At 59.9% G+C, this 20,732-nt stretch carries 27 protein-coding genes and 1 pseudogene; 12 read left to right on the top strand and 16 right to left on the bottom strand.

The window, feature by feature from the left end:
- Window positions 1-1,284 (bottom strand): arsenic transporter, encoded by a 1,284-nt coding sequence (locus tag ACLH0J_RS19800; RefSeq protein WP_411388639.1) that lies wholly within the window; start codon window positions 1,282-1,284, stop codon window positions 1-3.
- A 19-nt stretch (window positions 1,285-1,303) separates the two neighbouring features.
- Window positions 1,304-1,660, bottom strand: coding sequence for a metalloregulator ArsR/SmtB family transcription factor (locus ACLH0J_RS19795; RefSeq protein ID WP_411388638.1), 357 nt, complete (start codon window positions 1,658-1,660; stop codon window positions 1,304-1,306).
- On the opposite strand from ACLH0J_RS19795, the pseudogene ACLH0J_RS19790 reads away from it, so the two are divergent.
- The 4 genes and pseudogenes from ACLH0J_RS19790 to ACLH0J_RS19775 all read left to right on the top strand — a co-directional run.
- Window positions 1,655-1,786: pseudogene (locus ACLH0J_RS19790) on the top strand (hypothetical protein); the annotation flags it as partial. The gene ACLH0J_RS19795 and the pseudogene ACLH0J_RS19790 overlap by 6 nt on opposite strands.
- A gap of 50 nt (window positions 1,787-1,836) precedes the next feature.
- Window positions 1,837-2,052: a hypothetical protein gene (locus ACLH0J_RS19785; protein ID WP_411388637.1), complete on the top strand. Its 216-nt coding sequence runs from the start codon at window positions 1,837-1,839 to the stop codon at window positions 2,050-2,052.
- Window positions 2,053-2,123: 71 nt separating this feature from the next.
- Window positions 2,124-2,819 carry an AzlC family ABC transporter permease gene (locus tag ACLH0J_RS19780; RefSeq protein ID WP_411388636.1) on the top strand — a complete coding sequence of 232 codons (696 nt, stop codon included), beginning with the start codon at window positions 2,124-2,126 and terminating at the stop codon, window positions 2,817-2,819.
- The gene (locus ACLH0J_RS19775; RefSeq protein WP_411388635.1) at window positions 2,816-3,127 is read left to right on the top strand and encodes an AzlD domain-containing protein; all 312 of its coding nucleotides are present in this window, start codon (window positions 2,816-2,818) and stop codon (window positions 3,125-3,127) included. Before ACLH0J_RS19780 ends, ACLH0J_RS19775 begins: the two co-directional genes overlap by 4 nt.
- A 107-nt stretch (window positions 3,128-3,234) precedes the next feature.
- Here ACLH0J_RS19775 and ACLH0J_RS19770 read toward each other — a convergent pair whose 3' ends face one another.
- Complete coding sequence (locus ACLH0J_RS19770; protein ID WP_411388634.1) at window positions 3,235-3,492, bottom strand: hypothetical protein; 258 nt, start codon at window positions 3,490-3,492, stop codon at window positions 3,235-3,237.
- A gap of 109 nt (window positions 3,493-3,601) precedes the next feature.
- On the opposite strand from ACLH0J_RS19770, the gene ACLH0J_RS19765 reads away from it, so the two are divergent.
- The gene (locus ACLH0J_RS19765; RefSeq protein ID WP_411388633.1) at window positions 3,602-3,955 is read left to right on the top strand and encodes a hypothetical protein; all 354 of its coding nucleotides are present in this window, start codon (window positions 3,602-3,604) and stop codon (window positions 3,953-3,955) included.
- A 143-nt stretch (window positions 3,956-4,098) separates the two neighbouring features.
- Here the strand turns inward: ACLH0J_RS19765 and ACLH0J_RS19760 are convergent, their stop codons facing one another.
- From ACLH0J_RS19760 to ACLH0J_RS19715, 10 genes are all read right to left on the bottom strand, one after another.
- Window positions 4,099-4,803 (bottom strand): YoaK family protein, encoded by a 705-nt coding sequence (locus ACLH0J_RS19760; protein ID WP_411388632.1) that lies wholly within the window; start codon window positions 4,801-4,803, stop codon window positions 4,099-4,101.
- Window positions 4,804-4,922: 119 nt separating this feature from the next.
- Window positions 4,923-5,969, bottom strand: coding sequence for a DNA topoisomerase IB (locus tag ACLH0J_RS19755; protein ID WP_411388631.1), 1,047 nt, complete (start codon window positions 5,967-5,969; stop codon window positions 4,923-4,925).
- Between the two features lie 78 nt (window positions 5,970-6,047).
- Window positions 6,048-7,127 (bottom strand): molybdenum ABC transporter ATP-binding protein, encoded by a 1,080-nt coding sequence (gene modC / locus ACLH0J_RS19750; RefSeq protein ID WP_411388630.1) that lies wholly within the window; start codon window positions 7,125-7,127, stop codon window positions 6,048-6,050.
- 5 nt (window positions 7,128-7,132) lie between these two features.
- Window positions 7,133-7,813, bottom strand: coding sequence for a molybdate ABC transporter permease subunit (gene modB / locus ACLH0J_RS19745; RefSeq protein ID WP_411388629.1), 681 nt, complete (start codon window positions 7,811-7,813; stop codon window positions 7,133-7,135).
- Window positions 7,814-8,599 (bottom strand): molybdate ABC transporter substrate-binding protein, encoded by a 786-nt coding sequence (modA, locus tag ACLH0J_RS19740; protein WP_411392863.1) that lies wholly within the window; start codon window positions 8,597-8,599, stop codon window positions 7,814-7,816.
- 66 nt (window positions 8,600-8,665) lie between these two features.
- Window positions 8,666-9,742, bottom strand: coding sequence for an NAD(P)H-dependent flavin oxidoreductase (locus ACLH0J_RS19735; RefSeq protein WP_411388628.1), 1,077 nt, complete (start codon window positions 9,740-9,742; stop codon window positions 8,666-8,668).
- A gap of 73 nt (window positions 9,743-9,815) precedes the next feature.
- Window positions 9,816-10,892 (bottom strand): bifunctional DNA-binding transcriptional regulator/O6-methylguanine-DNA methyltransferase Ada, encoded by a 1,077-nt coding sequence (gene ada, locus ACLH0J_RS19730; RefSeq protein ID WP_411388627.1) that lies wholly within the window; start codon window positions 10,890-10,892, stop codon window positions 9,816-9,818.
- A gap of 75 nt (window positions 10,893-10,967) precedes the next feature.
- A complete protein-coding gene (alkB, locus tag ACLH0J_RS19725; protein WP_411388626.1) occupies window positions 10,968-11,633 on the bottom strand; it encodes a DNA oxidative demethylase AlkB in 666 nt (221 codons plus the stop codon).
- 4 nt (window positions 11,634-11,637) lie between these two features.
- Window positions 11,638-11,802, bottom strand: a complete 165-nt coding sequence (locus tag ACLH0J_RS19720) for a hypothetical protein (protein WP_411388625.1) — start codon at window positions 11,800-11,802, stop codon at window positions 11,638-11,640.
- Window positions 11,803-11,824: 22 nt separating this feature from the next.
- Window positions 11,825-12,127: a DUF1883 domain-containing protein gene (locus tag ACLH0J_RS19715; RefSeq protein ID WP_017846312.1), complete on the bottom strand. Its 303-nt coding sequence runs from the start codon at window positions 12,125-12,127 to the stop codon at window positions 11,825-11,827.
- Window positions 12,128-12,339: 212 nt separating this feature from the next.
- Between ACLH0J_RS19715 and ACLH0J_RS19710 the strand changes: the two genes are divergently transcribed.
- Both ACLH0J_RS19710 and ACLH0J_RS19705 read left to right on the top strand, forming a co-directional pair.
- On the top strand, window positions 12,340-12,690 hold the full coding sequence (locus tag ACLH0J_RS19710) for a hypothetical protein (protein WP_411388624.1): 351 nt from the start codon (window positions 12,340-12,342) through the stop codon (window positions 12,688-12,690).
- A 21-nt stretch (window positions 12,691-12,711) separates the two neighbouring features.
- Window positions 12,712-12,942 (top strand): hypothetical protein, encoded by a 231-nt coding sequence (locus ACLH0J_RS19705; RefSeq protein WP_411388623.1) that lies wholly within the window; start codon window positions 12,712-12,714, stop codon window positions 12,940-12,942.
- A gap of 11 nt (window positions 12,943-12,953) precedes the next feature.
- On the opposite strand, the gene ACLH0J_RS19700 is transcribed toward ACLH0J_RS19705, so the two are convergent.
- Window positions 12,954-13,235 (bottom strand): hypothetical protein, encoded by a 282-nt coding sequence (locus ACLH0J_RS19700; RefSeq protein WP_411388622.1) that lies wholly within the window; start codon window positions 13,233-13,235, stop codon window positions 12,954-12,956.
- A 144-nt stretch (window positions 13,236-13,379) separates the two neighbouring features.
- Window positions 13,380-13,565: a hypothetical protein gene (locus ACLH0J_RS19695; RefSeq protein WP_016969599.1), complete on the bottom strand. Its 186-nt coding sequence runs from the start codon at window positions 13,563-13,565 to the stop codon at window positions 13,380-13,382.
- 310 nt (window positions 13,566-13,875) lie between these two features.
- Between ACLH0J_RS19695 and galU the strand changes: the two genes are divergently transcribed.
- Both galU and gorA read left to right on the top strand, forming a co-directional pair.
- The gene (gene galU, locus ACLH0J_RS19690) at window positions 13,876-14,715 is read left to right on the top strand and encodes a UTP--glucose-1-phosphate uridylyltransferase GalU (protein WP_003212579.1); all 840 of its coding nucleotides are present in this window, start codon (window positions 13,876-13,878) and stop codon (window positions 14,713-14,715) included.
- A gap of 105 nt (window positions 14,716-14,820) precedes the next feature.
- Window positions 14,821-16,179 carry a glutathione-disulfide reductase gene (gene gorA / locus ACLH0J_RS19685; RefSeq protein WP_411388621.1) on the top strand — a complete coding sequence of 453 codons (1,359 nt, stop codon included), beginning with the start codon at window positions 14,821-14,823 and terminating at the stop codon, window positions 16,177-16,179.
- Here the strand turns inward: gorA and ACLH0J_RS19680 are convergent, their stop codons facing one another.
- Window positions 16,180-17,187, bottom strand: a complete 1,008-nt coding sequence (locus ACLH0J_RS19680) for a DNA-binding protein (protein WP_411388620.1) — start codon at window positions 17,185-17,187, stop codon at window positions 16,180-16,182. It abuts the gene before it with no gap.
- Window positions 17,188-17,357: 170 nt separating this feature from the next.
- On the opposite strand from ACLH0J_RS19680, the gene ACLH0J_RS19675 reads away from it, so the two are divergent.
- The 3 genes from ACLH0J_RS19675 (at window position 17,358) to ahpF (ending at window position 20,670) form a co-directional block, all read left to right on the top strand.
- Window positions 17,358-18,290: a site-specific integrase gene (locus ACLH0J_RS19675; protein WP_411388619.1), complete on the top strand. Its 933-nt coding sequence runs from the start codon at window positions 17,358-17,360 to the stop codon at window positions 18,288-18,290.
- Between the two features lie 133 nt (window positions 18,291-18,423).
- The gene (ahpC, locus tag ACLH0J_RS19670; RefSeq protein WP_411388618.1) at window positions 18,424-18,987 is read left to right on the top strand and encodes an alkyl hydroperoxide reductase subunit C; all 564 of its coding nucleotides are present in this window, start codon (window positions 18,424-18,426) and stop codon (window positions 18,985-18,987) included.
- 117 nt (window positions 18,988-19,104) lie between these two features.
- Window positions 19,105-20,670 carry an alkyl hydroperoxide reductase subunit F gene (ahpF, locus tag ACLH0J_RS19665; RefSeq protein WP_411388617.1) on the top strand — a complete coding sequence of 522 codons (1,566 nt, stop codon included), beginning with the start codon at window positions 19,105-19,107 and terminating at the stop codon, window positions 20,668-20,670.
- The last annotated feature ends 62 nt before the right edge of the window (window positions 20,671-20,732 follow it).

Here is a 20,732-nt window from a genome sequence, read left to right as displayed (position 1 = left end):
TCAGAGGGTCAGGCGCAATGCGAGAGCGGCGAGGGTGATCAGCAGTACGGGCAAGGTCAGCACAATCCCGACCTTGAAGTAATAGCCCCAGGTGATGGTGATGCCTTTGCGCGCCAGGATATGCAGCCACAGCAAGGTGGCGAGGCTGCCGATCGGGGTGATTTTCGGGCCCAGGTCGCTGCCGATCACGTTGGCATAGATCATCGCGTCCTTGACCACGCCCACGGCATGGCTGGACTCGATCGACAGCGCGCCGATCAGCACGGTCGGCAGGTTGTTCATCGCCGAAGACAGCAGTGCCGTCAGCACACCGGTGCCCATCGCCGCGCCCCACACGCCATAGCTGGCGAAGGTATCGAGCCAGGTGGCCAGGTAGTCGGTCAGGCCGGCGTTACGCAACCCGTAGACCACCAGGTACATGCCCAGGGAAAAGATCACGATCTGCCACGGTGCTTCCTTCAGCACTTTGCGCGTGGAAATCTTGTGGCCCTTGGCGGCAATCACCAGCAACAGCACGGCACACACTGCTGAAATGGCACTGATGGGAATACCCAGCGGCTCCAGGGCGAAACAGCCGACCAACAGGATGCCCAGCACCCACCAGCCGGCGCGGAAGGTGGCGCGGTCGTGAATCGCACTGGCGGGGGCCGCGAGGTCGGCGGGGTCGTAGGTCGCGGGAATGTCACGGCGGAAAAACCACAACAGCACCGCCAAGGTGGCTGCGACGCTGACAAAATTCACCGGCACCATCACGGCCGCATACTCGTTGAAGCCGATCTTGAAGTAATCCGCCGAGACGATATTCACTAGGTTCGACACCACCAGCGGCAGGCTCGCCGTGTCGGCGATGAACCCCGCGCCCATGACGAACGCCAGGGTTGCCGTCGGGGAAAAGCGCAAGGCCAACAGCATCGACATCACGATGGGCGTGAGGATCAGCGCCGCGCCGTCGTTGGCAAACAGCGCCGAGACCAGCGCACCGAGCAGCACCATGTAGGCAAACAACCGCCGACCGCGTCCGCGTCCCCAGCGCGCCACATGGAGCGCGGCCCAGGCAAAGAACCCGGCTTCATCAAGCAGCAGGCTGATGATGATCAGCGCGACAAAGGTGCCGGTGGCGTTCCAGATGATGTGCCACACCACCGGAATATCGGTGAGGCTGATCACGCCAAAGGCCAGGGCGAGGATCGCGCCCATCGTGGCACTCCAACCGACCCCGAGGCCCTTGGGCTGCCAGATGACCAGGACGATGGTGAAGATAAAAATCGCAATTGCGACAAGCATGAATAAACGCTCCGATGGCTCAGCAGCAGGTGCTGGCCCGTTGTGGTCTGTCGCCCATTGCATCCAGACGCTGGGCGTCACTGTGCAACCATGGCTGGTTGGCGTGCAGGGTGATGTCCAGCACCTGGGTTACCCAGTCGGGCAGTGCCGGATTGATGCGGTAGTAGATCCATTGGCCTTGGCGACGATCCAGCAGCAGCCCGCAACTGCGCAGTTGGGCGAGGTGGCGGGAAATTTTCGGCTGGCTGTCGTCCAAGGCATGGATCAGTTCACACACGCAAAGTTCGCCTTCACGGCGGATCAATAACGTCATGCGCGTGCGCGTGGGGTCGGCCAGGCATTTGAACAGGGTGGGTGGAGAGATGGGGTCCGACATGGTCAGGGTCTATGCATATATGGAAATGCAAATATATGGATTTCCATATGTTTCAGTCAATCCTTGTTTCAATTGATGTGGATCAAATCCGCTTCAACTCGCCACAAGTGTTTGAAATTAAAATGAAACATGTATGTCCTAAAGTGCCTGCCCATTGCTGATGAAGGAAGACCCGTGTGACCCGTGCCACTCGCAACCTGCGCAAGACCCTGGATTCCGTCGCGGAAAATAACGAAACCGCGGCGTTCGACCTGATGCGTGCCGTGGAAAAACTCGGCGATGAAGTGCTGCGCCAGCGCTTGCTCAATACCATCCACCGGCTCAACCAGGACGCCCATGAACTGCGCGAAGCGCGGGATTCGGTGGGGCAGGTGTCGGCGAGGCTGGCCTGAGCAAGATCGTTCAAGACAAGCGCCCTTGGCTGCTGGCATGCTGATCGACTGTCTGTCGATGAGCCGTTTTTATGTCTACTGCCGTACCTCATTACGCCTTCGCTCGCGGCGCCATCGCCGTCATTCCCCTGTCCCTGGCCTGCGCGCCCTGGGGGCTGTTGGCCGGTTCGATGGCCATCGATGCGCAATTCACCCCACTGCAAGCCCAGGGCTTGTCCGCCATCGTGTTTGCCGGCGCTGCGCAACTGGTCGCCATTGGCATGGTCAAGAGCGGCGCGAGCCTGATTTCCATCGTGCTGACCACCTTGTTGCTGACCTCCCAGCATTTGCTCTACGGCATGCACCTGCGCCCGACTGTTTCACCGCTCAAGACCCGCTGGCGCATGAGCCTGGGGTTTCTGTTGACCGACGAATTCTTCGCGCTGGTCAGCCACTACGACCGTGAGACCTTCAATCGCTGGTACGCCCTGGGCGTGGGCCTGACGTTCTATATCGCCTGGAACCTGTTCACCCTGGCCGGCATCGTCCTGGGCAAAAGCATTCCCGGCCTTGACCAGTTGGGCCTGGAGTTTTCCATCGCCGCCACCTTTATCGCGCTGATCACTCCCGTGGTACGTGATGTGCCGACGGTGGTCTGCGTGGCTGTGTCGTTGTGGTTTTCGGTGTGGTTGAGCTTTCTGCACTGGGAGTCGGCGGTGGTGGTGTCCGGTGTGCTGGGCATGAGCGCCGGGTTTTTCTGCAAGCGCCTGGGGGTAGGGCAGCGATGATTTACCTGATGATTGTGGCCATGGGCCTGGTGGTGTTTCTCAACCGCTACCTGTTTATCGAGCCGCGTCTGCCGGTGCGCCTCAATCGCGGCGCGCGGGAATTTCTTGGGTTTGCGGTGCCGGGCATGCTGACGGCGATCTGCGGACCGATCATTTTCCTCGCCGACCACCAGCTCAACCTGAGCCCGACCAACCCCTACCTGCTGGCGGGGATCTGCGCGGTGGCGTTGATGTTCTGGACGCGTAATGTGTTGATGACGGTGCTGCTGAGCATGGCGGTGTTCTATCTGTTGCGCTGGTGGCTCTGAAGTCCAGACGAAAAAAAGCCCGCGGGAGGGCGGGCAGAAGGGAGGCTTCTAAAAAATGAGCTCGCGCACTATAGACGGCGCGTTTTCCCTTCACCGTGAAACAAAATTCATTCTGCAGCCGCAGCCTGTTTCTTCTGGGCTTTCGCCTCGGCCGCCAGGCACTCCAGCGCGAACTGCTCGGGGTAGGTCATCTGGATCGGTGTGCTTTCGCCTTTGACGGTGCGTTCGCCATCGAGAATGTAGCGGATGCGCTTGTCGGTGACGCCAATGCGTTTGGCGATCCACGCGGGCGTCTGGCCGATGCGGGTGATCAGCTTGTCGGCATAGTCCGTGGAAGGGTTGTAGCGTTCGGCGTTGGGTGTCATCGGGTATCCAGGTAGAAGCGGGTTCGCAAGTAGGCGACAGGGTGACGTAATAATCCTTGGGTGTCGCCTGCTAATGGTAGAGTCGCGTTTTTTTCCAAGGAACGATGGCATGCGAAAGGTCGTATTAGGCGCATTGGTACTGGCGGCCCTGGCCGGTTGCGCAGGCGCGAAGATGAAAGAGGCGCGCGCAGGCAGCCCCTACAAGACCATGGCGTCGGACAAGGTCACCCTGGCGGTTGCCGAGTGCATCCAGTTCGGATGGCAGGACGAAAGCGTGTTCGGCGTGGACGCCGGCGGCTTCAAGGAGCCGATCGGCGTGGGCGGTTTCACGGTCTACACCACCGATGGCAAGTATTTCGTCGATGTGCAAAGCGCCGGCGCCGGCTCCAGCGTCAAGTACTACGCCGCCGAAGACGACATGCCCGCCAAGCGCCGTTTGGCTGCCCTTGCGACTTGTCTGTAATCCTTTGCCTTAGTGCTTTTAGGAATTGCCCGGCGGGACAGCCGCAGGGCATTCGCTTATGATTCATCCGCTTGCCCGACATGATGGCTCTTTACCAGTACACGGATGTCGAGGCCTGAACGTCGGGCGAGCGTCTTTTTTCCTTATCGCGGCATGAAGCCCAAATGCCAGCGCCGGGGAATCTTCAGTGATACCAGTCCCAGCAAACCCGCCATTATCCCGCTGACCAGCAAGGCCTTCAGGCCCATGTGCTGCTGCAGCAGCGCGCCAATCACCGCGCCCACAAACATCCCCATCCACGGAACCAACTGCACGCGCCAGCCATCGCGGCGTTCGCCCAGCAACCAGCGTCCCAGGCCGCGCCCGAAGCGTGACAGCGCCCCGGTGACGTAAGTCAGGCCCACCGGCAAACCGTTGACCTCTTCCACCGCGGCATTGAGCATGCCCATTGCAATGATCGCTGCCAGCAATGTGGGCAACATGTCGTTGAACGGCAGCAAGGTAGCACCGCAGAGCAGTGTCGCAATGCACAACAGCAAGGGCAGCGCGTGGCGGCGGCTGAAGCGACTGACCATCACCCCCAGGGCGTTGCCGGCGACGAAGGTGGCAACCAGCAACAGCAAGCGCCCCATCAGGCCCAGATCGCCCTCGCTGATCGCCACCGCCAGGCGCGTGGTGTTGCCACTCATGAACGAAACAAAGTCGCCGCTGGCCATGAAACCGATGGCGTCGGTCATACCCGCCAGTACCGAAAGACTGGCCACCAGGGTCATGCCGACGCGGCCACGCCAGCGTTGTTGATGGGCGAGTGCGGGATTGACGTAGGGCTTGCGGGGTGACGGCAGCATCGGACCGGGTTCCTCAATGAGATTATCCGGCCACTACGGTAGGGCGCTTTGCGGCCGTGCGCAATGACCTCCGACACTCTTCAGGTACCGCCCATGTGCTTCCACGTAGTGGAGCCAGGTTATCCCTGGGTTTTTTTCGGCACCTGCGCCGCCAACTGCTCAAGAAACATTGCCAACGCCACTTCCTCGGCCTTGAGTCCCTTGCGCATCCGAGGCTTTGGCAACCTGGAAAGTTCGCCCAGGCTGAAATGCTCGAGCACGGCCGGGTGGATATAACACTTGCGGCATACCGCCGGGGTATTGCCCAACTGCTTGGCGACATCCTTGACCATCGCCACCACGTGGCGCTTCGCATCGGATTCAGGCTGCCATTCCAGCTCCCGCAGCACCGCCAGCGCCATGGCGGTGCCGGCCCAGGTGCGGTAATCCTTGGCGGTAAAGTCTGCGCCGGTGAGGCTGTGCAGGTAGGCGTTGACGTCATGGGAACTGACGGTATGGCGCTGGCTGTCTTCGTCCAGGTACTGGAACAGGTCCTGCCCCGGCAATTCCAGGCAGCGCTTGACCACCGTGGCCAGGCGCCGGTCCTTGACGCTGACTTGGTGCTCTACGCCGCTTTTGCCGCGAAACTGGAACTGGATCTCGCTGCCGTTGATATCTACGTGGCGGTTGCGCAGGGTGGTCAGCCCGTAGGATTTGTTGTCGCGGGCATATTGGGTATTGCCGACGCGGATCAAGGTGGCGTCGAGCAACATCACAACAGTGGCCAGGACTTTCTCCCGAGTGAAACCGGGCTCGGCCAATTGCGCCTCCAGTTGTTTGCGCAGTGTGGGTAGTGCGTTGCCGAATGCCTGCAACCGCGAATATTTGTCGGTGTCCCGCACTTCGCGCCAGCGCGGGTGGTAGCGATACTGCTTGCGCCCACGGGCATCACGGCCAGTGGCTTGCAGGTGGCCGCGCGGGTCGGCGCAGATCCACACATCGGTATAGGCCGGCGGTACGGCCAGAGCGTTGAGGCGCGTGATCTCGTTGGCATCGGTGATGCGCTCGCCCTGGGCATCGAAGTACTGGAATGTACCGCGCCGTTTCTTGCGGCGGATGCCGGGCTGGGTGTCATCAACGTAACGCAGGTCGCGAGGCAGGTCGGCGGGCAGCGCGGAGTCGGGCATGGGGCGGGTTCCTTGGCAACAAATCAGGCCGGTATGTCTGATGGACCGCAGCCTGGTGCGCTCGTGCCAAAAGGTTTGTTACGCCAATACGGCAACCGCCTTGATCTGCGCCCACAGCGTCTGGCCGGGGTGAAGTCGCAATTGGTCGTGGGAAAAGCGCGTGATACGTGCCAGCAATGGCGTGCCCTCGGCGTCCAGGCGCACCAGCACGTGGGCGCTGTTGTCCGCCGCAATCACCTGGGTGACCGTCACCGGCAGGCGGTTGAGGATGCTGCTGTGTTCCTCCGCTTGCAGGCTGAGGCTCACGTCCCGCGCTTGGACCTTGACCCGCAACGCTTTACCCAGGGCGAGCGGGGCGTGGGCCACGCGCATTTGCAGGACGCTGTCGGGCAATTGCAGCGTCAGCAGTTGGTAGTGCGCGTCGTAAGCACTGACAGTGCCGTCGATCACCACGCCGGCATCGTCACCCCGTGCCAGGGGCAGGTCGAGTCGTACCAGGGTTTCGCCGATGGGACCACTGGCCAGCGCCTTGCCGTCACTGAGCAACACGATGTGATCGGCCAGGCGCGCGACTTCATCCTGGGCATGGCTGACATACAGCACTGGAATGTCCAGCTCGTCGTGCAGGCGCTCCAGGTACGGCAGGATTTCACCCTTGCGCTGGCTGTCGAGGGCGGCGAGCGGTTCATCCATCAGCAGCAACTTCGGGCTGGTGAGCAGTGCACGGGCAATGCCGATGCGCTGGCGTTCACCGCCGGAGAGGTGCTGGGGATGACGATCGAGCAGATGGCCGATCCCCAGCAGCTCGGTGGCCTGGGTCATATCGACACGGCGCTGCGGGCGTGGGATGCGCTTGAGGCCGAATTCCAGATTGGCCCGCACCGACAAATGCGGGAACAGGCTCGCCTCCTGAAACACATAGCCCAGTGCGCGTTTGTGCGGCGGCACGAACAGCCCGTTGCGACTGTCTTGCCAGACTTCATCGTTGATCTGGACAAACCCGTCACTGGCCCGCTCCAGTCCGGCAATGCAGCGCAGGCAGGTGGTCTTGCCGGAGCCGGAATGCCCATACAGCGCGCTGACCCCGCGTCCGGGCAGGTGCAGGTCTACATCCAGTGCAAAGCCGGAGTATGTGAGTTGCAGGCGTACATCGATCATCGGCATCAGCTCCAGCCCAGCTTGGTTTTACGGCTGGAGTAGAGCGCCAGCAACACGAGGAACGCGAACACCACCATGGAACCGGCCAGCCAATGGGCCTGGGCATATTCCATGGCTTCGACATGGTCGTAGATCTGCACCGAGACCACGCGGGTCTTGTCGGGGATATTGCCGCCGATCATCAGCACCACGCCGAACTCGCCGACGGTGTGGGCAAAGCCAAGGATGGACGCAGTGATAAAACCGGGGCGAGCCAGGGGCAGGATTACGCTGAAGAAGGTGTCCCACGGATTGGCGCGCAAGGTCGCGGCCACTTCCAGGGGGCGTGTGCCGATGGCGGAGAAGGCGTTTTGCAATGGCTGCACCACAAACGGCATGGAGTAGATCACTGAGCCGATCACCAGCCCAGTGAAACTGAAGGTGAGGGTGCCCAGGCCGAGCCATTGGGTGAACTGGCCGACATAACCGTTGGGCCCCATGGTCAGCAGCAGGTAAAAGCCGATGACCGTGGGGGGCAGCACCAACGGCAAGGCCACCACTGCACCGATGGGGCCGCGCCACCAGGAGCGGGTGTGCGACAGCCACAGGGCAATCGGAGTGCCGATGACCAGTAGGATCACCGTGGTCAGTGACGCCAGTTTGATGGTCAACCAGATTGCGGAAAAATCGGCACTCGATAGCGGCATTTAGAGCTCGTAACCGTAGGACTTGATGACGGCAGCGGCTTTTGGCCCCTTGAGGTAGTCAACCAGTGCCTTGGCCGCGGCGCTGTCTTTACCTTTGTTGAGGATCACCGCGTCCTGTTTGATCGGATCATGCAGGGCCGCCGGGACGATCCATGCCGAACCGCTGGTGACTTTGCCGTCTTTATAGATCTGCGACAAGGCCACGAATCCCAACTCGGCATTGCCGGTGGACACGAACTGATAAGCCTGGGTGATGTTCTGGCCTTCGACGAGCTTGTCCTTGACTTGTTCGGTCAGGCCTTCTTTGGCCAGCACCTGCGTAGCGGCGAGGCCGTAAGGCGCGGCTTTCGGGTTGGCGATGGACAGGTGCTTGAATTCATTCTTGTTCAACACCTCGCCTTTGGCATCCACGTAGCCTTCTTTGGCCGACCACAGTGCCAGCGTACCCACGGCATAGGTGAAGCGCGAGCCTTTGACGGTGTCGCCTTCGTTTTCGAGCTTTTGCGGGGTGGTGTCGTCGGCGCTCAGGAACACCTCGAACGGTGCGCCGTTCTTGATCTGGGTATAGAACTGCCCGGTGGCGCCGTAGGCCGCGACCAGTTTATGGCCGGTGTCTTTTTCAAAGTCAGCGGCAATCGCCTGGATCGGTGCGGTGAAGTTGGCAGCCACGGCCACCTGGACTTCATCGGCGTGGGCCGAACCGAAAGCGAGGGCGGCAACCAGCATGGCCAGGCGCGAGGCATGAATCTTCATTGAGCAGCTCCTTTGAGGTGTACGGCTTGTTATAGATAGAAGGTGTTACCGCTATGTACAGGAATATATAGCGGTTGGCCGTTGCCGGTACAGTCAAAGTTACTTCGCGTTTCTGTGCTCGCCGAGCTTGGCCAGAGCCTGTTCGGCCAACGAGCGGGTCAGTTCATAGGTGCCGGCGTCTCTGCCCAGGCACAGCGCCTGGCCCGCCCACAAGTTGCTGAAGCCGCCTTCGTCCTTGGCTTTGAGCGGCATCAACGCACCACCCGCCCTCGGAAATGCCGGTGCCGCCGGGTTGATCGCGCCCAACTCGCGCATTACTCGATTGACGATGCCCCGGGCCGGGCGGCCTGTGAACAGGTTGGTCAGTGCGGTTTCGCTGGCCTGGGCATGGCGCAATGCGTGGTGGTGTGAGGCGCTGACGGTGGCTTCGGGGGTAAACAGGTACGCCGTACCGATTTGCACCGCCGAGGCGCCCAGGGCGAATGCCGCGACGATCCCGCGCGCGTCACCGATCCCGCCGGCGGCAATGACCGGCACGCTGACGGCGTCGACAATTTGCGGCACCAGGGCGAACAAGCCGATCTGAGTATTGAGGTCGTCGCTGAGAAAGATCCCCCGGTGTCCCCCGGCTTCAAGCCCCATGGCGATAATGGCATCGCAACCGTGTTGTTCCAGCCAGATCGCTTCCTCAACGGTCGTGGCCGATGACAGCACTTTCGCGCCGGTAGCTTTTACCCGGTCCAGCAGCGACTTTTCTGGCAAGCCAAAGTGAAAACTGACCACCTCCGGGCGAAACGCTTCGACCACTTGGCATGCCGCATCGTTGAACGGCGCGCGGTTGGAGACCGGTGTCGGCGCATCAAAATCGGCGACCAGTTCACGGTAGTAGGGTTCCAGCAGATCCTTCCAGTGTCGATCGCGTGCTTCGTCGGCCTCGGGTGGCTGGTGGCAGAAGAAATTAACGTTGATCGGCTGCGAGCCGGCTTGGCGGATAGTGGTCAACGCTTCGCGCAGTTGCTCAAGGCTCAGCGCAGCCGCGGGCATCGAGCCCAGCGCGCCGGCCTGATTGGCGGCGATAACCATGGCGGCCGTCGTGGCGCCGGCCATGGGTGCCTGGATGATGGGCAGTTCAATGCCTAGCAAGTCGAGAATTCGGGTGTCTGGCCAAGTGCTCATGGGGGGGGCGTCTCCAGCGTGAGTAAGACAGTGCGCTTTTTTAGCAGGGCTCCTGGCCCGCAGCCAGTCTGTTTTATTCACTGGACGAGGTTGGCGTTTCGTGAATTGGGAGTTGCTCGCGCTCCAGCAACTGGCGCTTGCGCTCTACCCCCCAGCGATAGCCGGACAATTCACCGTTGCTGCGCACCACACGGTGACAAGGGATCGCCACCGCCAGGCTGTTGGCCCCGCAGGCCTGGGCCACGGCACGAAAGGCGTGGGGCGCGCCGATGCGTTGGGCGATCTGTGCATAGCTGGCGGTGCTGCCCACCGGAATCTCGCGCAAGGCTTGCCACACGCGCTCCTGAAACGCGGTGCCGCGCAGGTCCAGCGGCAAGTCCAGGCCCAGGGCGGGCGCCTCGACAAACCCCACTACCTGGGCAATCAGCTGTTCAAAGCGGCGGTCGGCCCCCACCAGGCTCGCTTTGGGGAATTGATCCTGCAGGTCGCGGACCAGTTTGTCCGGGTCATCCCCCAGCAGGATCGCGCAAACGCCGCGAGCGCTTTGCGCCACCAGAATCGCCCCCAGTGAGCATTGCCCGACGGCGAACAGGATCTCGTTGTTGGCGCCGCCGGCGCGGTAGTCGCTGGGTTTCATGCCCAGCACCTGGTCGGCGGACTCATAAAAGCGGCTGTTGGAGTTGAAGCCTGCGTCATACAGCGCGTCCGTCACGGAATGCCGCTCCTTCAGCCCATCGCGCACCTTGCGTGAGCGATGGGCGCTGGCATAGCCCTTGGGCGTCAGGCCGGTCACGCTTTTGAACACGCGGTGGAAATGGAACGGGCTCAGGCCCGCGTGGGCCGCTAGCGTGTTCAGGTTGGGTGGGGCGTCGGCCTGTTCGATTTGGCGGCACGCGTCGGCCACCAGTTGTGCGTGATGCGCGGCCAGTTGAGTCTGGTCGCTGGCGGCGCGTTTGCTGGGGCGATAGCCGGCGGCTTCGGCTTGCGCGGGCGTGTCGAAGAATTCGATATTTTCCGGGCGTGGCAAGCGCGCGGCGCTGCTGGGGCGGCCGTACACGCCGGTGGTCTTCACGCCGTAGACGAATAACCCATCGGCTTTCGGGTCGCGGGCGAGAATGGCAGTCCAGCGGGGATCTTGTTCGACGGTCATGGTTGGCACTCTTGACGGGGCCTGGCCAGATTAGCCTTGGCGCGAGGGGCTGGCACTCCGAAGCTTGCGGTCAAATCAGCCAGCGGTGCGAAAGGTGAGGTTGATGCGTTGCGGGCCCATGATCGGATGCACGCCGTCCTTGATTGGCATCACCCCGTGAAAGCGTAGGCGGTCGACCCCGCCCCAGACCACCACGTCACCATGGAACAGCGAAACTTTGCGGGTCTTGTCACTGCGCTCATGACCGCCAAACAGGAAAATCGCCGGCAGCCCCAGGGACACCGAGACCACGGGCTCACTGTAGCGGCGTTCGTTCTTGTCCTGGTGCAGGGACATTTTGGCGCCCGGCACGTAGCGGTTGATCAGGCAGGCGTCAGGGGCGAAGTGAGCGAAACCGGCGTCCGCCGCCGCTTCAACGGCCAATTGGCGCATGGCCTCCGGCATGGTCGGCCAGGGCTGTTGGTTGCGCGGGTCCACGGGACTGTAGCGGTAGCCGGTGGCGTCGGTGGTCCAGCCCAGATCGCCACAACTGCTCAAGGCTGCCGACATGGTAAAGCCGCCGGGCGTGACCATTTGCCGAAACGGTGACTGAGCCAGTACGCGGCGCAGTTCCGGCAGGAGGCGTTCGATCCAGGGAAGCGCATACCCCCTGAGTACGCAGGACTGGTCACCGATGCGTTCGCGCCCTGCAGGTTGTTGCAGGGCATCATCGGCGAACAGGTCTACGGTGGGGCCGGGCATGGTCTTACAGCGCCTTGCTCACGTTGATGTCGGTGATTTCATCACTGGCATCATGTATTTTCGCCAAGGCTTGTTTGGCTTCTTCCACGCTGTTGGTCTGCAGTTGCGCGAACTCGAAGCGGCGTTCGCCGTTGAGTTTGTACTTGATCACGTATTTGGTAGTGGTCACGGCTATTTCCTTCGGGTACAGGTCAGCTCAGCTTGGAGTTGGTACGACGCACGATGCGGATCTTGTGGGACAGCGCCGGCTTGCGGGTAACGCTGATCGCGCGGCGGGTCACTACATCCAGGGTGATATTCCAGAATCCGGTGCTCGGGGCGGTGATTTTGGCGGGGAATTTGTCGAATGCGCCGCCATGGTAAGTGTGGCGCCCGCCATTTTTGAAGCTGCGAAAGTTCGCATCGCTCATCAGACGGATATTACAAGTCTGCGAGCATTCGATGACGACAATGTCTCCCTCGTTGAGGTGCTCGCGCTGGTGGATGAATTTCATGGGGGTGTCTCCAGAAGGGCTTTTTCTGAAAAATCAGAACGATACGTAGGTTAAGATGGAGTTTATCAGCCCCAGCGCGTTTATTATCGGCCCGTATTCGACGGCGTCGACAATTTAAAGCGGTTATTCACCGAGTTATCAGAGATAAATCCTACGTCTGCGGGAGAAATTTACCATCCCCGCTGTCGTAGGGTCTTTATTGGAGGTTTTGTATGAAGTGGAGTGTGTTGGTTCTGGCCTTGGCGATAGGTGGGTGTGCTTCGGTTGCAGATATCAAGCAGACACCGCCGACATTGGCTGTCATTTCAGGTAAAAAACCGCAGGAATATGCAGCGTGCGTCGTACGTAAATTGTCCGCTACACGCCGGCCGCCGCAGATCGAGCCTCACAAGGATGGTATACAGGTTATCGTGCCGCAGAAATTTTCAGCGGACCCGTCAGCGATCTTCGAGATTGAAGAGCGCTCCAGCGGCAGCAGCATCAAGCTCTACGAGAGCATGTCCAATGTGCCAATCCGTCCGGGTGATGTGAAAAAAGCGGGCGAAGAGTGCATTTCCGGCTAAGGTCGTTGCGGAATATCAGATATGAAGCGTGAACACGTTAAAAATCATCATGCCGACGGTCATATTACGGCCACCCACGTCATCCAGAATCCCGCCGACCTTGGCGAATGGATCGTCTTTTTCAAGAAAAGCGGCGGACGCAGTTTTTTCCTGGTGGACGATCAGGATGAGGTGGAATCATTCCAGCGCCTGGATGACCTGATCGAAACCATTCGCGGTCTCGGTATCAAGTTCGCCGAAATTCACCTTTAGGGCTGTCGCAACTATTTGCAGACCACCACCACGCTGCGGCTTTTGAAATTGCCTAAATCCTTGCCGAGGGTCTTGTCATCTTCGCTTAGCGCTGGTGTGCCCTCGGTACCGACGATTCGATAACCGGTGCCCGCACAGGACGCATCCGCTTTCTCGTAACAACTGGCCCATGAGTTGGCCTCGCCCGAGCAGTCGATGGTCAGGCCCTGTTCGCCATTTTTCAGGTAAACGTCTGAGGTCGTGGTACAGCCAGCCAGCGCCAGTACCGCAATCAGTGCCAGAATTTTGTTCATGTGATTTCGTCGTCAAGGGTGTTGGAGAGAGCGCGCTGACACTGTCGTGGGGCGTTTGCAAAAGATTATAGCGCTATGCCAGTTGGGTACAGACAAACACAAAAAAGCCCCGGTCACCGGGGCTCTTGCGCAGGGCGGCGTGGTTTACTTGCCCTTGGGTCTTTTGCTCGATGCGTGGCCGGCTTCGTCCACAAACACTTCGGCTACCGCGATCGCTTCGCGCTCGGTTGCGAACGTCCCGGCGACGCTATCGCCGTGAAAGTTGATCAAGTGCCATCCGTCTGCCCGCTGTGTGATCAGGTAGCCGTTCACGCCTTTTGGTTCTGACATCTACTGAGAATCTCGTGGTCTGGTTCAAGGGCGCCATGATAGCGCCAAATGCGGCGAATCCGCGCAAGTTATTCTAGGTCAGTGTTCTGGGTTGAAAAGCGTGCTAAAAAGGCTGCAGGCCTTGAAGGCAGAGAGTCGCGCGCTTGGTTTGTCGTGCTGGCGCAAACGCTCTTTGTCAGATAAGAGGAACTTACGCTGACATTTTTTCTCTATGATGACATCGCAACGCCAGCAGCCCCCATTGTAAGGTGACTGCGGCCTGATTAGACTGCGCCGAATTTCGCACGCACAGCCCTTTATAAGGACCCATATGATCAAGAAATGCTTGTTCCCAGCAGCCGGTTACGGCACTCGCTTCTTGCCAGCGACCAAGGCCATGCCCAAAGAGATGCTGCCGGTGGTGAACAAGCCACTGATTCAGTACGGCGTCGAAGAAGCACTGGATGCCGGTCTGAACGAAATTTCCATCGTGACCGGCCGTGGTAAGCGCGCGCTGGAAGACCACTTCGACATCAGCTACGAGCTGGAAAACCAGATCAAGGGCACTGACAAGGAAAAATACCTGGTTGGTATCCGCAAACTGTTGGATGAGTGCTCGTTCTCCTACACCCGTCAGACCCAGATGAAAGGCCTCGGCCACGCTATCCTCACCGGTCGCCCGCTGATCGGTGACGAACCGTTCGCCGTGGTATTGGCCGATGACCTGTGTGTGAACCTGGAAGGCGACGGTGTGCTGACCCAGATGGTCAAGCTTTACCAGAAGTACCGTTGCACCATCGTCGCGGTTCAAGAGGTCGATCCTCAAGAAACCAACAAGTACGGCGTTATCGCTGGCGACGACATCGGCGATGGCCTGATCCGTGTGCGCGACATGGTCGAGAAGCCTGCGCCTGAAGATGCGCCGTCGAACCTTGCGATCATTGGCCGTTACATCCTGACGCCGGACATCTTCAAGCTGATCGAAGAGACCGAGCCAGGCAAGGGTGGCGAGATCCAGATTACCGACGCCCTGTTGAAGCAGGCCAAAGACGGTTGCGTGATCGCCTACAAGTTCAAAGGTCGTCGTTTTGACTGTGGTGGTGCCGAAGGCTACATCGAAGCGACCAACTTCTGCTACGAGCACTTCTACAAGACTGGCAAGGCTTACTGATTCACGGTTGCCTGCCCGTTTTTAGAGAAAGCCACCTTCGGGTGGCTTTTTCGTTTTTCAGCCCCAACTAAGTCGGTATGCTGATTGCCTGCCGAGGAGAGTGAAATGGCCTACGATTTTGATCTGTATGTAATTGGCGCCGGTTCCGGCGGTGTTCGCGCGGCGCGCTTTGCCGCAGGCTATGGCGCCAAGGTGGCCGTGGCGGAAAGCCGCTACCTGGGCGGTACCTGCGTTAACGTGGGTTGCGTGCCGAAAAAACTGCTGGTCTACGGCGCGCACTTTGCCGAAGATTTTGAACAGGCCAGTGGTTTTGGCTGGACGTTGGGTGAGGCGAACTTTGATTGGGCGACCCTGATCGCCAACAAAGACCGCGAGATCAATCGCCTCAACGGTATCTACCGCAACCTGCTGGTCAACAGCGGCGTGACCTTGCATGAGGGGCATGCGCGCCTGGTCGATGCCCATCAAGTGGAGATCGACGGTCAGCGATTCACCGCCAAGCACATCTTGATCGCTACCGGCGGCTGGCCGCAGATTCCGGATATTCCGGGGCGCGAGCATGCAATTGGCTCCAATGAAGCCTTTTTCCTCAAAGAGCTGCCCAAGCGGGTACTGGTCGTCGGCGGCGGTTATATCGCGGTCGAGTTCGCCGGGATTTTCCACGGCTTGGGCGCGCAAACCAGTTTGCTGTATCGCGGCGACCTGTTTCTGCGTGGTTTCGATGGTTCTGTGCGTAAACACTTGCAGGAAGAATTGACCAAGCGCGGCCTGGACCTGCAATTCAATGCGGACATCGAACGCATCGACAAGCAGGCCGACGGCAGCCTCAAGGCAACGCTGAAAGACGGTCGCGTCCTGGAAGCGGACTGCGTGTTCTATGCCACGGGTCGCCGTCCGATGCTGGACAACCTGGGCCTGGAAACCACCGGTGTCAAACTCGATGAGCGCGGCTTTGTCGCCGTGGACGAGTTGTATCAGACGGCTGAACCTTCGATCCTGGCGATCGGCGACGTGATCGGGCGAATACAACTGACCCCGGTGGCGCTGGCCGAAGGCATGGCGGTGGCGCGTCGCCTGTTCAAGCCTGAGCACTATCGTCCGGTGGATTACGCCATGATCCCGACGGCAGTGTTCAGCCTGCCCAACATCGGCACCGTCGGGCTGACCGAAGAAGAGGCCAGGAAGAACGGCCACACGGTGCAGGTCTTTGAAAGCCGCTTCCGGCCAATGAAGTTGACCCTGACCGACTGCCAGGAAAAAACCTTGATGAAGCTGGTGGTCGATGCCGACACCGATAAAGTGTTGGGTTGCCACATGGTTGGCCCAGATGCCGGTGAGATCATTCAGGGGTTGGCGATCGCGCTGAAGGCAGGCGCGACCAAACAGCATTTCGATGAAACCATCGGCGTGCACCCCACGGCGGCGGAAGAGTTCGTCACCATGCGCACGCCAGTAGCGGGCTGATCAGCCTCCAGGCGTTGCCTCTGGCGCCGTTGCAATGACGGCTGCCAGGCGCAGTGCCTCTTTGCTGGTCTGGGCCTTGATCAGGTCCAGCTCCAGGGCCTTGTTGGTTTGCTGACAGTCGATCAGCGCCGCTTGGCGTGATTGACTTTCCAGTACGGCAACGCGCAAACGTTCCTGGAGCAGGGTGCGTTCGCTGTCGACCTGGTTGAGCTGTTCGCTCAGCTTGGTGTACTGAACCTGGTCCTTGCGGGTCTGCCCCTGCAGGGCGCTAAGCTCCTTCGCGGTCACTCGCTGCTCGATCAGCAGTCGCTCATTGTCGCGATGCAGTTGGGTGATCTCATCCTGGCGCACCATCGCGCTTTGCTGTGCCTGGCGCAGCTCCGCCTGCAACTGTTGTATCTGCCCCTCGTGGCGCCGATGTTCCTGCTCGCGCTGCTCCTTGATTGCGTTACGGTAGTGCTCAAGCGCTTCCCGGGCGTGCAGGTGTTTGTCTTCCAGAGAGCGAATCTGCTCGTCCTTATCCACGATCCTTCGCTCGTAATCGGTGCACGCCTGGCTGAGCCCGGCGTTGCGGGTTTGCTCGGTCTGCAGGCTGGTACTGGCGGTTTGCAGGGCTGCGCTTTCTTCTGCCAGGGCTGACGCCTGGATATCAAATTGTTGCTTGAGCTGGCCGTGGGCTTCCTCAAGCGCTTCCACCTGGGCGAGCAGGGCGGCTTTGTGTTGCTCGAATTGTGCCAGTGCCAGGTCAATTGGCTCCTGGGCCTTCTCTTTCAGGCGCTGGGCCAGCCGTGCAACCAGCTCGCCCAATTCGTCGTCGATTGGTGCTTCGGTGATGTTGAGCCGGGCTTCACTCTCGTCCAGCTCTTTCAGATAGCGATGGATCGTGGTTTTCGAGCCGGTATTGCCCATTTCGATGCGTACTGCGTCGATGCTGGGGTTCTCGCCACGGGCGAGAATTGCCAGGCGTGCCTTTTGAACTACTGCTTTATTGATGCCGCCGCGAGCCATAGGGTCTCCGTCGATTTAGTACCGTGGTACGTATTATGTATTTACGTACTATATCACGTATAAAAAATCGTTTGAATTAATGATTTAACAGGCGGGATATTGGCGTATTATCCCGTGTCATGCCGGTTTTGACCCCGCAACCACCCTGTAGCCGTACGAATAGGCCTTTCATGAGCGATCTTGATCGTTATCTCAACGCCGCCACCCGCGACAACACGCGCCGCAGTTACCGCGCGGCCATCGAGCATTTCGAAGTGAATTGGGGTGGGTTCCTGCCGGCGACCAGCGATAGCGTGGCGCGCTACCTGGTGGCCCACGCCGGGGTGTTGGCGGTTAACACCTTGAAGTTGCGTCTCTCGGCGCTGGCGCAGTGGCACACCAGCCAGGGTTTTGCCGACCCGACCAAGGCGCCAGTGGTGCGCAAGGTACTCAAGGGCATTCGTGCGGTGCACCCGGCGCGGGAAAAACAGGCCGAACCCCTGCAACTCAAGCACCTTGAGCAGGTGGTAGCTGCGCTGGAGGTGGAAGCCATAGAGGCGGGCAGCAGCCATGACCAGCCTCGATTGTTGCGTGCCAAGCGCGACACTGCGCTGATTCTGTTGGGTTTCTGGCGCGGGTTTCGCAGCGATGAGTTGTGCCGCCTGGATATCCAGCACGTACAGGCGGTGCCGGGTGCCGGAATCAGCCTGTATCTGCCGCGCAGCAAGAGTGACCGGGACAACCTCGGCAAGACGTACCAGACTCCGGCATTGTTGCGCCTGTGCCCCGTTCAGGCCTACTGCGACTGGCTCAGCGTCTCGGCCCTGGTGCGCGGTCCGGTGTTTCGTGGCATTGATCGCTGGGGCAATCTGGCGGAGGAGGGGTTGCATGCCAACAGCGTGATCCCGCTGTTGCGCCAGGCCCTGGAGCGCGCTGGCATCCCAGCCGAGCAATACACCAGTCACTCACTGCGCCGTGGATTTGCCACGTGGGCCCATCGCAGTGGTTGGGATTTGAAGTCATTGATGAGTTACGTCGGCTGGCGCGACATGAAATCTGCCATGCGCTATGTTGAAGCGACACCCTTTCTCGGTATGACCTTGGCGACTCAACCTCTGCTTTGAGATTTCTTCTATTAATATGGCCACCTGATAGCGAAAACCAATCACGAGCATCAGGTTTGCCAATGAGCCATCGGTCAAAAGAGTGGGTAGGATTCACGCCATCAACTTCTTAACCCCTGACGGAGAGTCAACGATGCCTATCATCAACAGCCAAGTAAAACCGTTCAAAGCTACCGCATACAAAAACGGCAACTTCGTAGATGTGACCGACGCTGACCTGAAAGGCAAGTGGTCTGTCGTTTTCTTCTACCCAGCTGACTTCACCTTCGTTTGCCCAACCGAACTGGAAGACCTGGCCGACAACTACGACGAATTCAAGAAACTGGGCGTCGAAATCTACAGCGTTTCCACCGACACCCATTTCGCCCACGCTGCCTGGCATAACACTTCGCCAGCCATCGGCAAAATCCAGTACACCATGATCGGCGACCCAACCCTGACCATCTCCCGCAACTTCGACGTATTGATCGAAGAAGCTGGCCTGGCGGACCGCGGTACTTTCGTGATCAACCCAGAAGGCCAGATCAAGATCGTTGAACTGAACGACGGCGGCGTTGGCCGTGACGCTTCCGAGCTGCTGCGCAAAATCAAGGCGGCCCAGTACGTCGCTGCCCACCCGGGCGAAGTGTGCCCAGCCAAGTGGAAAGAAGGCGAGGCCACCCTGGCGCCGTCCCTGGACCTGGTCGGCAAGATCTAAGTCTGTGAAGTATCAAGGGCGGATTGCCGCACCTTAAGTCAGCTGCACCGCCCTCAAAAACGCCCGGGCGAGATTCGCTCGGGCGTTTTTTTTACCGAATTCAAAGGAATCGCCCGTATGTTGGACGCCAATCTTAAAGCTCAGTTGAAGTCATACCTGGAACGGGTCACCCAGCCGATCGAGATCGTTGCCTCCCTCGATGACGGCGCGAAATCCCAGGAAATGCTCGCCCTTTTGCAGGACGTAATCAGCCTCACCACGCTGATTACCCTGAAAACCGATGGCGATGATGCGCGCAAGCCATCGTTCTCCATCAACCGTCCGGGTGCCGATATCAGCCTGCGTTTCGCCGGCATCCCTATGGGGCATGAATTCACTTCGTTGGTGCTGGCCCTGCTGCAAGTCGGTGGCCACCCGTCGAAGGCCAGTGTCGAAGTGATTGAACAGATCCGCGCCCTGAAAGGCGAGTTCAACTTCGAGACTTACTTCTCGCTGTCGTGCCAGAACTGCCCGGACGTGGTCCAGGCGCTGAACCTGATGGCTGTGCTGAACCCGAACATTCGCCACGTCGCCATCGACGGTGCCCTGTTCCAGGCTGAAGTCGATGAGCGCCAGGTCATGGCTGTGCCCAGCGTGTACCTCAATGGCGTGAACTTCGGCCAAGGCCGCATGGGCCTGGAAGAAATCCTCGCCAAGCTCGATACCAGCGGTATCGAAAAAGCCGCCGAGAAAATCAGCGCCAAAGAGGCATTTGACGTACTCGTCGTCGGTGGCGGCCCGGCCGGTTCTGCGGCGGCCATCTACGCTGCGCGCAAAGGCATTCGTACCGGTGTGGCTGCCGAGCGTTTCGGTGGACAGGTACTGGACACCATGTCCATCGAGAACTTCATTTCGGTACAGGAAACCGAAGGGCCGAAACTGGCCAGCGCCCTGGAAGCCCACGTGCGTCAATACGACGTGGACATCATGAACCTGCAGCGCGCCAGCAGCCTGATTCCAGCGAAAAACGCCGGGGACTTGCACGAAATCCGCTTCGAGAGCGGTGCGACCCTCAAGTCCAAGACCGTGATCCTGGCCACCGGCGCCCGCTGGCGTGAAATGGGCGTGCCAGGCGAGCAGGAATACAAGGCCAAGGGTGTGTGCTTCTGCCCGCACTGCGATGGCCCATTGTTCAAGGGCAAACGCGTGGCGGTGATCGGCGGTGGTAACTCCGGCGTTGAAGCCGCCATCGACCTGGCGGGCATTGTCAGTCACGTGACCCTGCTGGAGTTCGACAGCAAGTTGCGCGCCGATGCGGTGTTGCAGCGCAAGTTGCACAGCCTGCCGAACGTCGACGTGATCACCAGCGCGCTGACCAGCGAAGTCAAAGGTGATGGCCAGAAAGTCAGCGGTCTGATCTACAAGAACCGCGATACCGGCGAGTTCAAGACCATCGACCTGGAAGGCATCTTTGTGCAGATCGGCTTGCTGCCCAACACCGACTGGCTCAAAGGTACTGTGGAGCTGTCTCCCCGTGGCGAGATCATCGTGGATGCCCGTGGCGAGACTTCACTGCCGGGTATCTTCGCCGCCGGTGACGTAACCACCGTGCCCTACAAGCAGATCGTGATCGCGGTGGGCGAGGGCGCCAAGGCTTCCCTGAGTGCTTTCGATCACCTGATCCGTACCTCCGCCCCGGCGTAAATCCGGACCCGGAAACGAAAAACCCCATGAGCGATCATGGGGTTTTTTATTGCGTGAAACGT

It is taken from the genome of Pseudomonas sp. MPB23 (assembly GCF_046605395.1).
Lineage (GTDB): Bacteria > Pseudomonadota > Gammaproteobacteria > Pseudomonadales > Pseudomonadaceae > Aquipseudomonas.
The sequence above is the reverse complement of the archived record's forward strand: the minus strand, read 5'-3'. Positions and strand labels throughout refer to the sequence as shown.

What these genes read in the sequence shown, in the direction of transcription:
- galU (WP_003212579.1), top strand. Translation starts at nt 13,876, where the DNA reads ATGATCAAGAAATGCTTGTTCCCAGCAGCCGGTTACGGCACTCGCTTC.
- ACLH0J_RS19700 (WP_411388622.1), bottom strand. Translation starts at nt 13,235, where the DNA reads ATGAACAAAATTCTGGCACTGATTGCGGTACTGGCGCTGGCTGGCTGT.
- ACLH0J_RS19680 (WP_411388620.1), bottom strand. Translation starts at nt 17,187, where the DNA reads ATGGCTCGCGGCGGCATCAATAAAGCAGTAGTTCAAAAGGCACGCCTG.
- modC (WP_411388630.1), bottom strand. Translation starts at nt 7,127, where the DNA reads ATGATCGATGTACGCCTGCAACTCACATACTCCGGCTTTGCACTGGAT.
- ACLH0J_RS19695 (WP_016969599.1), bottom strand. Translation starts at nt 13,565, where the DNA reads ATGTCAGAACCAAAAGGCGTGAACGGCTACCTGATCACACAGCGGGCA.
- ahpF (WP_411388617.1), top strand. Translation starts at nt 19,105, where the DNA reads ATGTTGGACGCCAATCTTAAAGCTCAGTTGAAGTCATACCTGGAACGG.
- ACLH0J_RS19735 (WP_411388628.1), bottom strand. Translation starts at nt 9,742, where the DNA reads ATGAGCACTTGGCCAGACACCCGAATTCTCGACTTGCTAGGCATTGAA.
- ACLH0J_RS19705 (WP_411388623.1), top strand. Translation starts at nt 12,712, where the DNA reads ATGAAGCGTGAACACGTTAAAAATCATCATGCCGACGGTCATATTACG.
- alkB (WP_411388626.1), bottom strand. Translation starts at nt 11,633, where the DNA reads ATGCCCGGCCCCACCGTAGACCTGTTCGCCGATGATGCCCTGCAACAA.
- ACLH0J_RS19795 (WP_411388638.1), bottom strand. Translation starts at nt 1,660, where the DNA reads ATGTCGGACCCCATCTCTCCACCCACCCTGTTCAAATGCCTGGCCGAC.
- ACLH0J_RS19760 (WP_411388632.1), bottom strand. Translation starts at nt 4,803, where the DNA reads ATGCTGCCGTCACCCCGCAAGCCCTACGTCAATCCCGCACTCGCCCAT.
- ACLH0J_RS19765 (WP_411388633.1), top strand. Translation starts at nt 3,602, where the DNA reads ATGCGAAAGGTCGTATTAGGCGCATTGGTACTGGCGGCCCTGGCCGGT.
- gorA (WP_411388621.1), top strand. Translation starts at nt 14,821, where the DNA reads ATGGCCTACGATTTTGATCTGTATGTAATTGGCGCCGGTTCCGGCGGT.
- ACLH0J_RS19710 (WP_411388624.1), top strand. Translation starts at nt 12,340, where the DNA reads ATGAAGTGGAGTGTGTTGGTTCTGGCCTTGGCGATAGGTGGGTGTGCT.
- ACLH0J_RS19775 (WP_411388635.1), top strand. Translation starts at nt 2,816, where the DNA reads ATGATTTACCTGATGATTGTGGCCATGGGCCTGGTGGTGTTTCTCAAC.
- ACLH0J_RS19800 (WP_411388639.1), bottom strand. Translation starts at nt 1,284, where the DNA reads ATGCTTGTCGCAATTGCGATTTTTATCTTCACCATCGTCCTGGTCATC.
- ACLH0J_RS19715 (WP_017846312.1), bottom strand. Translation starts at nt 12,127, where the DNA reads ATGAAATTCATCCACCAGCGCGAGCACCTCAACGAGGGAGACATTGTC.
- ada (WP_411388627.1), bottom strand. Translation starts at nt 10,892, where the DNA reads ATGACCGTCGAACAAGATCCCCGCTGGACTGCCATTCTCGCCCGCGAC.
- modB (WP_411388629.1), bottom strand. Translation starts at nt 7,813, where the DNA reads ATGCCGCTATCGAGTGCCGATTTTTCCGCAATCTGGTTGACCATCAAA.
- ACLH0J_RS19770 (WP_411388634.1), bottom strand. Translation starts at nt 3,492, where the DNA reads ATGACACCCAACGCCGAACGCTACAACCCTTCCACGGACTATGCCGAC.
- ACLH0J_RS19755 (WP_411388631.1), bottom strand. Translation starts at nt 5,969, where the DNA reads ATGCCCGACTCCGCGCTGCCCGCCGACCTGCCTCGCGACCTGCGTTAC.
- ACLH0J_RS19780 (WP_411388636.1), top strand. Translation starts at nt 2,124, where the DNA reads ATGTCTACTGCCGTACCTCATTACGCCTTCGCTCGCGGCGCCATCGCC.
- ahpC (WP_411388618.1), top strand. Translation starts at nt 18,424, where the DNA reads ATGCCTATCATCAACAGCCAAGTAAAACCGTTCAAAGCTACCGCATAC.
- ACLH0J_RS19675 (WP_411388619.1), top strand. Translation starts at nt 17,358, where the DNA reads ATGAGCGATCTTGATCGTTATCTCAACGCCGCCACCCGCGACAACACG.